Source organism: Agromyces terreus, from assembly GCF_009749465.1.
GTDB lineage: Bacteria > Actinomycetota > Actinomycetes > Actinomycetales > Microbacteriaceae > Agromyces > Agromyces terreus.
This window is the reverse complement of record NZ_WBIS01000001.1, coordinates 472507-483709: the sequence shown is the minus strand read 5'-3', so window position 1 is coordinate 483709 and position 11203 is coordinate 472507. Positions and strand designations below refer to the sequence as shown.

General features: G+C 68.7%; 9 protein-coding genes and 1 other RNA gene. 4 read left to right on the top strand and 6 right to left on the bottom strand.

What is annotated here, in order from left to right; translation table 11 throughout:
• Positions 1-148 precede the first annotated feature (148 nt).
• Positions 149-1111, top strand: a complete 963-nt coding sequence (locus GQQ92_RS02190; protein WP_156997586.1) for a GlxA family transcriptional regulator — start codon at positions 149-151, stop codon at positions 1109-1111.
• A 315-nt stretch (positions 1112-1426) separates the two neighbouring features.
• Complete coding sequence (locus GQQ92_RS02185; protein WP_156997585.1) at positions 1427-1939, top strand: site-specific integrase; 513 nt, start codon at positions 1427-1429, stop codon at positions 1937-1939.
• A 149-nt stretch (positions 1940-2088) separates the two neighbouring features.
• On the opposite strand, the gene ssrA is transcribed toward GQQ92_RS02185, so the two are convergent.
• Positions 2089-2458, bottom strand: a transfer-messenger RNA (tmRNA) gene (gene ssrA, locus GQQ92_RS02180).
• A gap of 285 nt (positions 2459-2743) precedes the next feature.
• Here ssrA and GQQ92_RS02175 point away from each other — a divergent pair.
• Positions 2744-4936 (top strand): glycoside hydrolase domain-containing protein, encoded by a 2193-nt coding sequence (locus GQQ92_RS02175; protein ID WP_156997584.1) that lies wholly within the window; start codon positions 2744-2746, stop codon positions 4934-4936.
• A 36-nt stretch (positions 4937-4972) separates the two neighbouring features.
• Positions 4973-6262: a glycosyltransferase family 4 protein gene (locus tag GQQ92_RS02170; protein WP_156997583.1), complete on the top strand. Its 1290-nt coding sequence runs from the start codon at positions 4973-4975 to the stop codon at positions 6260-6262.
• Positions 6263-6344: 82 nt separating this feature from the next.
• On the opposite strand, the gene GQQ92_RS02165 is transcribed toward GQQ92_RS02170, so the two are convergent.
• The 5 genes from GQQ92_RS02165 to prfB all read right to left on the bottom strand — a co-directional run bounded on the left by GQQ92_RS02165 (position 6345) and on the right by prfB (position 11139).
• The gene (locus GQQ92_RS02165; RefSeq protein WP_156997582.1) at positions 6345-7088 is read right to left on the bottom strand and encodes a tyrosine-protein phosphatase; all 744 of its coding nucleotides are present in this window, start codon (positions 7086-7088) and stop codon (positions 6345-6347) included.
• A 65-nt stretch (positions 7089-7153) separates the two neighbouring features.
• The gene (smpB, locus tag GQQ92_RS02160) at positions 7154-7630 is read right to left on the bottom strand and encodes an SsrA-binding protein SmpB (protein WP_156997581.1); all 477 of its coding nucleotides are present in this window, start codon (positions 7628-7630) and stop codon (positions 7154-7156) included.
• Between the two features lie 111 nt (positions 7631-7741).
• Complete coding sequence (ftsX, locus tag GQQ92_RS02155) at positions 7742-8653, bottom strand: permease-like cell division protein FtsX (protein ID WP_156997580.1); 912 nt, start codon at positions 8651-8653, stop codon at positions 7742-7744.
• Positions 8650-9918 (bottom strand): cell division ATP-binding protein FtsE, encoded by a 1269-nt coding sequence (gene ftsE / locus GQQ92_RS02150; RefSeq protein ID WP_156997579.1) that lies wholly within the window; start codon positions 9916-9918, stop codon positions 8650-8652. The genes ftsX and ftsE overlap by 4 nt, the downstream gene beginning before the upstream one ends.
• A 111-nt stretch (positions 9919-10029) precedes the next feature.
• Positions 10030-11139 (bottom strand): peptide chain release factor 2, encoded by a 1110-nt coding sequence (prfB, locus tag GQQ92_RS02145; RefSeq protein WP_156997578.1) that lies wholly within the window; start codon positions 11137-11139, stop codon positions 10030-10032.
• Between the last annotated feature and the right edge of the window lie 64 nt (positions 11140-11203).

Sequence of the window (11203 nt, the reverse complement as noted above, 5' to 3'; positions counted from 1 at the left end):
TGCCACGGCTTCCCCCAACCGACTATGCGCCGCAGCTCTCGCGATCGCTTCTCAAGCAAAACGGAATGCACAGCGTCGCGGGGGTCGGGTGAGGCCACTTTTAGCGCAGAGACGGCCAACTGTGCTCGTCAGTGCATAGGCTGGCAGCGTGCTCAACGCGATCGCGGTACCCATCGTCGACCAGCTCGCCGTGTTCGAATTCGGAGTGATCTGCGAGGTCTTCGGTGGACGACGCAACGACCCCGATATCCCAGACTTCCAATTCCGCGTGTGCGGAGTTGAAGCCGGCGTACCGCTGACAACTGCGGCCGGACCTCAGATCACGCCGGAGTTCGACTTGTCGATCTTCGATGACGCCGACCTGATCGCCGTGCCCGCAGCATCTCTACGGACGAACTATCCCCCTGAACTGCTCGCCGCTCTCCGGCGCGCGGATGCCGAGGGCAAGACGATTCTGAGCATCTGCTCCGGAGCCTTCATTCTGGGGGCAGCGGGACTGCTTGACGGCAGAGACTGCGCGACGCACTGGAAGTACATCCATGAGCTTCGGGCGCGTCACCCGTCCGCCCGCGTGCACGAGGACGTGCTCTACGTCGAGGACGGCAACCTGATCACTAGCGCTGGCACCGCGGCCGGCGTCGATGCATCGCTGCACATCATCCGCAAGGAACTGGGAACGGTGGCGGCGAACACTCTCGCTCGCCACATGGTCGTCGCGCCGGTTCGAGACGGAGATCAGCGCCAGTACATCGAGCGCCCGGTACCACGAGACACGAAGGACGGCATCGCGCGCGTCCTCGAGTACATGGGCAGCAACCTCAGCACCGACTTCTCCATCACTGAACTGGCCGACCACACGCACATGTCTCGACGTAGCTTCACCCGTCGGTTCGCCCAGGAAACAGGCACCACGCCGATGAAGTGGCTCGCGGGTCAAAGGATGCTCGCCAGCCGGCGCCTTCTGGAGACGACGTCGTTGGACCTCGAGTCGATCGCGCGCGATAGCGGGTTCGGCTCGGCTTCGAGCATGCGCAAGCGCTACAGGGACCAGCTTGGGACCACCCCCACGCTCTATCGACGCGACCACCAGCGCATCCAGCCGCCCGCCTAGGCCCTGAGCGGACCAAACGGGCCGTTCCTCCGGCGGATCCCGCCATCCCTGCCGAATACTCTTCGCGCTGTTCTCGTTCACTCCAGGATCCTCGATGTGACCGATACATCGGTCGAAGGGGGCATCGTGGGCGTGCCAATTCGTCAAGAGGAACTGCAAGCGACTGCGGGCTCCCTTGGGGACGCGGTGTTCCGCAGCCCAAGTTCCTCGATCCTCGACGGACGTTGAAGCCAGGAGAATTCCTGCATTCGACCGACCTGGAGCGCTAGCCCGGCAAGCCCACGGTCTGCAAGCGTCGCCTTTCGCGCGCTCGGCGTGCTCGGCGTGCTCGGCGTGCTCGGCGTGCTCGGCGTGCTCGGCGTGCTCGCTGGCATCCTAGACACGGCTGTGCGCGTCGGACGCATGCCTCGAGCCGTCGCTCGCGGCGCTCAGAATCTACCCCCGAACCGGTCGCAGAAGCCGCGGCGCTACCTGACCCACAGCGAGGTCGTAGGCCTCGCCGAGGCGGCCGACAACGACACGCATAAGACCCTGATCCTCGTGCTCTCGTACTGCGTCCTCCGCTCTAGCGAAGCGTTCGGCGTGCACGTGAGCGACATCCTCCTCCCGAGAAACCGGATCCAGGTGCAGCGGGCGGCGATCGAGGTCGAAGGAACACGTGCTCGGCACCCCGAAGAACCGGGGGCGCCGGCTGGTGCCGTTCCCGACCTTCCTCGAGGACCCGCTCAAGCAGTTGTGTCGCGGCATGCGCGCCGACGATCTGGCCTTCACGACCTGCAGAGCAAGCATCTGCGTCGCGCGAACCCGCAGCCCGGTGGGAACTCGTGATTCACCACGGCGCTCGACGTCGCGGACAGAGTCCTGTTGGCGATTTGTGGGCGATTCGGTCTCGCGCTACCGCTCCGAAGACAAACGAAAGCCCCGCGATCCATACTCTCGTGAGGGATCGCGGGGCTTCAACGTGCGACAACGGCCGATGGTGGAGATGGGGGGAATTGAACCCCCGTCCATCGCTGAGTTTCCACGCCTTCTCCGGGCGCATCCTGTGCAAGCGTTCTGCTCGGCCCCGACCTTTGCCACAGGCACCTAAGTCGACAGGCCCAGCCTGAAGAAAGTCCCGTACGTCGCTCAGGCGACGACGCACAGCGAGTTTCCTAAATGACGCCAGCGACCGGGGCGGAAACGAACCCGGGCTGACGGACTATCGAGCTCGCTTAGGCAGCGAGGGCGAAGTCAGACTGCGACTTATTGGCAGTTATTGTTTTCCAGAGATCGTTTACGAGATAACCCTGGATCCTCGGCCCGCTTCTCGTGGGTACACAGACGATGTCGAAACCGATCATCCCCATGGACACCGCCCGGTCGTACCGGTTCGGCGAGCCGTTGTCGCACGCTGTGGAATTGCCAACTCCCGCGCGAACCCGGAGGTTGCGCGGCCTTACAGACTACAACACCGACGAGGCGGTGTCATTCCCGAGGACGCCGGATGCCACCGACATCCGACCGTCATCATTCATACGCCCGTAACCCACCGACGCGCGGGGCGACGTAACGTCCACACATGAGAACCGAGCAGGGCGACGAGCTGCGGATCGGCGGACCCGCCGACCGTCGGGCAGCCGAGGGGCACGAGTGACGGGCCGCGTCGACCCGTTCATCGGCACCGAGGTGACGACGCTGCCGCCGGCCACCGGGCTCGCGGCGAGGTGGTGGTGGCCGAAGCCGCAGGTGGGCAACACCCACCCCGGTGCCACGTACCCCCTCGGGATGGTCTCGGCATGCGCGTACTCGGGCGCCTACCCGACCGGCTACGGCCGCTACGACCTCATCACCGAGGGGGTGCCGACAATGATCCACGACCGGTCCGTGGCATCCGGATTCACGCACTTCCAGCAGTCGGGCACCGGGGCCATCCGCAAGTACTACAACTACTTCCGCGTGACCCCGATGCTCGAACCGCTCGACGTTCTGGGGCGCACCTGGGAGATCGGCGAGGAGTCGGCCGAACCCGGGTACTACTCGGCGACCCTCGACAGCGGCGTGCGCGGCGAGCTCACCGTGGGGCCGAAGTCGGCGGTCCACCGCTACACCTTCCCGCGCCACCGCGACGCCCGTATCGTGATCGACTTCTCGCTCGGCGGGCTCGGCATCCCCCACGGCGAGACGATCCCGCTGCGCGCCAGGCTCGAGTCGATCGGGCCGGGCATCGCCCAGGGCGAGATCGTCGTCGAGGGCACCCCGCTCGCCGTCTACATCGAGTGCGACGCCCACTCGTGGCGGCAGATGCTCTGGTACGACCGGCGGCTCATGCCGGGCGGCACCCGGCTCGCGTTCGATCACATCCGCCCGACCACGCTGCGCCCGTTCGGCCTCATGTGGGCGGGCCCGAGCGAACCCGGCGAGACCGTCGAGCTGCGCATCGGCTTCTCGCTGCGCGGCATCGATCAGGCCAGGGCCAACCTGCGCGCCGACCTCGGCGAGGGCCGCGAGCGGTTCTCGGTGCGGCGCGAACGCACGCGCAAGGTCTGGCGCAAGCAGCTCAAGTCGATCACGGTCGACACACCCAGCACCGACCGCGAGACCGTCTTCTCGACCGCGCTCTACCACTCGCTCATCAAACCGTGCCTCGCGCTCGACGAGAGCCCGTTCTGGCCGGCCGACGGTCCCTTCGTCTTCGACCTGTCGACCATGTGGGACATCTACCGCACCCAGTTGCCGTTGCTCACCGCGCTGGTGCCCGAGCGCGCCGTCGAACTCGGCAACGCACTGCTCACGATCTGCGAGGAGGAGGGCAACTTCCCGATCGGATACCGGATGGCGCGAGGAAGCGACCGCTTCTCGCGGCAGGGCAGCGCCCTCGCGCAGACCTTCCTCGCCGATCTCTGCCAGCTCGGCCTGCCCGGCATCGACTGGGACTGGGCGCTCGTGAACATGCACGCCGACCTCCGCCGCACCTACGGGGAGGATTTCCTGCTCCGCGGCTTCGCCGAGCCCATCAGCCATACGCTCGACCTCGCGCACGGGTACTGGTGCACGGCCAAGGTCGCCGAGCGAGTCGGCGACCGGGCGCTCGTCGAACAGTTCGGCGCGCTCGCCGCACAGTGGATCAACGCGTTCGACGTCGCCACGGGACTCCTGCGCGACTCGACGTTCTACGAGGGCAGCAAGTTCAACTACTCGTTCCGGTTGCTGCACGACATGCGATCGCGCATCGACCTCGCGGGCGGCGACGACGCATTCGTCGGCATGCTCGACGCGTTCTTCGGCTTCGGCGCCGAACCCGTGGTGCAACCCGGCATCCGCCCCTCGCTCGAGGAACTCGCGGCGGGGTACGCGCTCGGCCGGTTCGAGGGGCTGAACAATGAGCCCGACATGGAGGCGCCGTGGGCGTACCACTACGCCGGGCGCCCCGATCGCACGGCCGAGGTCGTGCATGCGGCGGTGCACCAGCAGTTCGGCACGGGCCGCGGCGGGCTGCCGGGCAACGACGACTCCGGCGGGCTGAGTTCCTGGTACGTCTGGGCGTCGCTCGGGCTGTTCCCCGTGGCCGGGCAGAACCGGTTCCTGCTGAACGCCCCGGCCTTCGCCGAGAGCCGCATCGCGATGGGCGGGGGCGAGCTCGAGATCGAGACGACCGGATTCGTCGAGCCGCGACGCGACGGCCCGCCGCAGTACGTGCAGGCCGCGACCCTGAACGGCGACCCGATCGACCGCACATGGCTGCGCGGCGACGAGGTGCATCGTGGGGGCCGATTACGCATCGAGCTCGGACCCGAGCCGAGCGCGTGGGGCACGAACGCCCGCCCGCCCTCGTTTCCGAGCTGACCCGGCATCGCTCCAGCACCGAAGGAAGGATTCGTCATGGGCAGCACGCCTCGCAACCGCCTCGTCATCGTCAACCGCGCCGACCCCGTGATCTGCGGCCACTCCGTCGAGGGGCGCAACCTCGCCGAGGTCGCCATCCGTCGCGGGTTCGACGAGGTGCGCATCGTCACCTGGCCGATCGAGCGCCTCGAGGCGACCGGCCTGCCGCTGAAACCGCTCGACACGATGCTGCCGTACAGCGACGGCATCATCGTCGAGCGGCCGGCACCGGTGGGCGACTACAAGGTGCCCGACGGTCGGTACGTCGCCGGCCTCACGGGCCGCCTGATCGAGCTGTTCACCGACGGCGTGCCGACGGTGTGCCTGTCGCTCTACCTGAGCCCGCACACGATCGCCGTGGCTGACGCGGTGCGCGCCGCGTGGAACACCGGCCTGCCGGTGAACGTCACGACCATCGCCGAGGCGGTGGGGTCGGATGTCACGAACGTGGTGCGCTCCTGCGTCGACGAGGGCCGCTTCGGCGCCGCGGCGCACGTGCTCTCGAGCTACCTCTCGCAGGACCACCTCGTCGCGGTGTCGCAGTACACGAAGGACCTCATCGTGTCGTCGTCCGCCGAGATCGACGCTGCGCACGGCACGGCGTTCGCCGAGCAGTGCCGTGCCCGCATCGGCATCTCGTACCCCGCCATCGACACGTCGGCGTACCTCGACCTCGACGACGCCGTCATCGAGGCCACGCTCGGGCTGCGCGGCCTCGAACGCGACGGGTACGTGCTCTTCCTCTCGCGCCTCGTCCGCGCGAAGGGCGTCGACGACCTGATCCGCGGGTTCGAGCGCGCAGCCGTCGACGCCTGGGTGAAGCTCGTGATCGTGGGCCGCGGGCCCGAGGCCGAGGAACTGCGGGAGCAGGCGGCGGCGTCGCCGATGGCCGACCGCATCGTGTTCCTCGACGACGTCGACGACGCCGAGAAGCCGTTCCTCATGGCCGGCTGCGCCGCCTACGCGCTGCCGAGCAAGCCTCGACCCGAGTTCGTCGAGACGTTCGGCATCGCGCTGGCCGAGCAGATGCTCGCGGGCGGCGGCACCGTCATCACGACCGACACGGGCGGCATCCTCGAGGCCGTCGGCGAGCATGCGACGATCGTGCCCGTCGAAGACCCCGACGCGATCGCGCACGCCATCGAGTCCGCGCTCGCGCTCTCGCCCGGCGAGCGGGCCGAGCGTGCGGCGGCGGCCCGCGCCCACGCCCTGCAGTTCGACCGGAGCATCGTGTTCGAGCGTCTCTTCGATCGCGCGAGTGCGCTGCCCGAGCGGATGCCGGTCTGACGGCCGCCCGGTTCCCGGCCGGATCCACGGGTGGATGCGGTGGACGCAGTGCGGACCGTCGACCGCGCCTCGCCCTCCGCGGTCAGTTCGCGGATGGGCTGATGAGCAAGCCTTCGAGGGCGGACAACTCGGCGAGCGTGAGGCCGTTGGCGAGCAGGTACTCGCGCGCCGACCCGTTCGCACGCTCGACGGACTCGATGACGCCCTCGATGGCCTCACGGGGGCTGCCGCCCATGAGCGTGCGGAGCGCCGGGGTGTCGGGAACGCCGTAGCGGCCGATCAGGCCGACCATCTCCTCGAGCCACTCGCCCGCGAGGTTGGCTTCGGTGCGCGCGTAATCGGCGATGACGGACTCGCGATCGACGCCGACCGCGAGCAGTGCGAGCGCGACGACGACGCCGGTGCGGTCCTTGCCGGCGGTGCAGTGCACGACGACGGCCCGATCGCCGGCAGACGCGATCTCGCGCACCGCGGCCACCACGACGGACGCGTGCTTGGTGACGATGCGCTCGTAGAGCTCTTCCAGCGAGACCCCCGCCGCACCCTGCGAGGCCCCCGAGCCCTCGAAGACCGGCAATCGCAGCACCTCGAGGCCGAGGCCGTCGATGTCGTCGGGCATGCGCTCGACCTCCTGCTCGTCGCGCAGGTCGATCACGATGCCGACGCCCAGCTCGGTGAGCTTGCGGCGGCCTGCCTCGCCGAGGCGGGAGAGACCGTCGGAACGGAAGAGCACGCCGTCGCGCACGGTGCCGGAGGCGGCGGGCAGACCGCCGACATCGCGGAAGTTGAAGGTGCCGGGCACGGGGATTCGAGTCGCGATGTCCATCGCGACGAGCCTACTCCGCGGCTCGCGCGAGCCGTCTGGGAGACTGCCGCGAACGGCGCCCCGGGTCAGTCGCCGAGGTTGCGCCGGCTCGAGATGGCCCGGTCGGCCTCGCGCTTGTCCTGCTTCTCGCGCAGCGCCTGCCGCTTGTCGTACTCGCGCTTGCCCTTGGCGACCGCGATCTCGACCTTGGCCCGGCCGTCGGAGAAGTAGATGCGCAGCGGCACGAGCGTGTAGCCGCCCTGCGCCGTGCGGTGGCTGATCTTCACGATCTCCTGCTTGTGCAGGAGCAGCTTGCGCTTGCGGCGGGGCGCGTGGTTGTTCCACGTGCCCTCGGTGTACTCGGGGATGTGCACCGCGTCGAGCCACATCTCGCCGCCGTCGATGAACGCGTAGCCGTCGACGAGCGACGCCCGGCCCTCGCGCAGCGACTTCACCTCGGTGCCCCAGAGCACGATGCCGGCCTCGTAGGTGTCCTCGATCGTGTAGTCGTGGCGCGCCTTGCGGTTGGTCGCCACCACCTGCTGACCGCGTTCCCTGGGCACGGCGCACTCCTTCTCGTCTGCGGATCGGGCTCGGACCGACCACCGGGTGCCCCGGGGCATCCGGAGCAGCCTTTCACTCTAGTGCACTCGGGACGGTTGCCGACGCGCGGCTCAGACCCGCAGATACCTCGTGATCGCGATGCCCGCGGAGACGGCGGCGAGCAGCACGCCGACGACCACGAGCAGCGGCACCACGAGCAGCGCGTCGCCCACGTCGACGAACGTGAACGAGAGGTTGTCGGCGAGGTAGCCCTGCACGAAGAAGTGCACGATCGCCACGACCGCCCCGCCCGCGAGCAGGGAACCGATGAGTCCGGCGAACACGCCCTCGAGCACGAACGGCGTCTGGATGAACCGGTTCGACGCGCCGACGAGTCGCATGATGCCGAGCTCCCGCCGGCGCGAGAACGCCGACAGGCGGATCGTCGTCGCGATCAGCAGCGCCGCGGCGACCAGCATGATGGCCGCAACGGCGATCGCCGTGTAGCTCGCGGCATTGAGCGCGTCGAAGATCTGGTCGAGATAGCGTCGCTGATCGACGACCCCCTCGACGCCGGGCATGCCTGCGAGCGATTCGACGAGCACATCGGACTGCGACGGATCGACGAGGTTGACCCAGAAGGTCTCGTTGAGCACCTCGGGCGTGACGTAGTCGGCCGCGGGCGTGCCCTCGAACTGCTTCTGGAAGTTCTCGTACGCCTGATCGTGATCCTCGAAGTAGAACTCGTCGATGTAGGGCGCGAGGGTGTCCGAGTTCAGCTGCGCCTCGATCGCGTCCTTCTGCTCGGGTGTCGCCTCCCCGTCGGCGCAGCTCGCCGTCGAGGAGAGGCCGGTGCAGAGGTAGACCGCCACCTGGGCGCGTTCGTACCAGTAGTTCTTCATCTGGCCGATCTGCAGCTGCAGCAGCGCCGCGGTGCCGACGAAGGTCAGCGAGATGAAGGTCACGAGCACGACGGAGATGACCATCGTGATGTTCCGGCGAAGGCCGTTGCCCGCCTCGGCGAGCACGAGTCCGAACCTCATCGCGTCGGACCCACTTCCTGGTCCTCGTCGCCCTCGCGCGGCCCGCCCGGGGCGCGGAGCCCCAGTCGCTCGGCGAGCGTCAGGTGCGCCGTGGCGTCGGCGGCCGCGGGCGCGGTGTCGGCGTCGTCTCCGTCGGATGCCTCGGCCCGGTCGCCGTCGGCGCCGCCCGAGCCTCGCGGGATGTCGATCGACGCCGTCGCGGCGGCGGTGATCTCGGCCGCGGCATCCGTCACCTCATCGGATGCCTCGGGCTCGACGTAGAGCGGCTGGCTCTGCTGCATCATCTCGGGCGTCACCTTCGGCGCTGCGGCGGTGACGGGCTCGCGCGGTTCGGTCTCGGGTGCCACGACGGGCACCGCCTCGGACTCGGCGCGCTTCTTCGCGCGGGCGGCGCGCTTGGTCTTCGCGGGCTTCGCCGAGGCCGCTTCCGAGGGCGCGTTCGCAGCGGCCGTCGCGGCCGCCGCAGTCGCAGCTGCCGCTGCGTCGACGTCGGTCGAGCCCACGCCTGCCGTGTCGACGGCGGCGGCGATCATGTCGTCGGGCACGTCGGCCGCCTCGTCCTCCGCGGGCAGCGTGCCGTCGACGGAACCGTAGCCGGCGGAACGCTCATCGCGCACGATGTCGCCGCCCGAGAGCTCGATGACGCGTCGGCGCATCTCGTTCACGATGCCGGCCTCGTGCGTGGCCATCACCACGGTCGTGCCGCCCGCGTTGATGCGTTCGAGGAGGGTCATGATGCCCGCGGAGGTGACGGGGTCGAGGTTGCCCGTGGGCTCGTCGGCGAGCAGGATCTGCGGCTTGTTCACGATCGCGCGTGCGATCGCGACACGCTGCTGCTCGCCGCCCGACAGCTCATGCGGCATCCGCTTGCCCTTGCCGTCGAGGCCGACGAGCTTCAGCGTCTCGGGCACCGCTGAGTGGATGTATCCGCGGGACTTGCCGATGACCCGCAGCGTGAACGCCACGTTCTCGTAGACCGACTTGTCGCGGAGGAGCCGGAAGTCCTGGAACACGACGCCGAGATCGCGCCGGAAGTAGGGCACCTTTCGGGTCGAGATCGAGCCCAGGTTCTGCCCGAGCACGTGGATCGTGCCCTTCGACGGCTTCTCCTCTTTGAGGATCAGCCGCAGGAAGCTGGACTTGCCGGAGCCCGAGGCGCCCACGAGGAACACGAACTCGCCGCGGAGGATCTCCACGCCGATGTCGTTCAGCGCGGGCTTCGCCTGCCCGGGGTAGGTCTTGGTGACGGAGTCGAAGCGGATCATCGCGTTCGAGCCTAGGCAGCCGCCACGCAAAAGCGGGCAGCGACACCGCGAATCGGTATCGCTGCCCGCGGATCGGGACGCGTGGCCCTCGGCGCCGGGTGGCTCAGCGGTTCAGTCGTCGTCTTTGCGCTTGCGCCACTTGATGCCCGCGGCGATGAGGCCGTCGAGGTCGCCGTCGAACACGGAGGCCGGGTTGCCGACCTCGTACCCGGTGCGCAGGTCTTTCACGAGCTGCTGGCCGTAGAGGAAGTAGGAACGCATCTGGTCGCCCCAGCTCGCGGTGATGGTGCCGGCGAGCTCCTTCTTCTTCGCGGCCTCCTCTTCGCGCTTGAGCAGCAGGAGCCGGGTCTGCAGCACGCGCATGGCGGCGGCGCGGTTCTGGATCTGCGACTTCTCGTTCTGCATCGAGACGACGAGACCGGTCGGGATGTGCGTCAGTCGCACCGCGGAGTCGGTCGTGTTCACCGACTGGCCGCCGGGGCCGGAGGAACGGAACACGTCGACGCGGATGTCGTTCTCGGGGATCTCGACCTCGACCGCCTCTTCCATCACGGGGATGACCTCGACGGCGGCGAAGCTGGTCTGGCGCTTGTCGGCGGAGCCGAACGGGCTGATGCGCGCGAGGCGGTGCGTGCCGGCCTCGACCGAGAGGGTGCCGTAGGCGTAGGGCACGTCGATCTCGAACGTCGCGGACTTGATGCCGGCGCCTTCGGCGTAGCTCGTGTCCATGACCTTGACCGGGTACTTGTGCCGTTCGGCCCAGCGCAGGTACATGCGCATGAGCATCTCGGCGAAGTCGGTGGCGTCGTCGCCGCCGGCGCCCGAGCGGATCGTGACGACGGCGCCGCGCGGGTCGTACTCGCCGTCGAGCAGGGTCTGCACCTCGAGTTGGCCGATGACCTCTTCGAGCGAGGCCAGCTCTTGCCGGGCTTCGGCGGCGGAGTCTTCGTCGTCCATCTCGAGGGCGAGCTCGATGAGCACGTCGAGGTCGTCGAGGCGCTGCTCGATCTCGGTGATGCGCTTCAGCTCGGACTGCCGGTGGCTGAGCGCGCTCGTCACCTTCTGCGCGGCGGCGGGGTCGTCCCAGAGGTCCGGCCTGCCGGCCTCTTCGGACAGACGGGCGATGTCGGCCTGGACGGCTTCGACGTCGACGACGGCGCTGATATCGCGGAAGGTGGAGCGCAGCGCGGCGATCTCCTGCGTGAGGTCAAGATCCAACATGGCCCCCCTAGCCTAGTCGGGCGCACGTCGGGCCGCCGCCGCGCCGGCACGGCGGGGTCGCCGG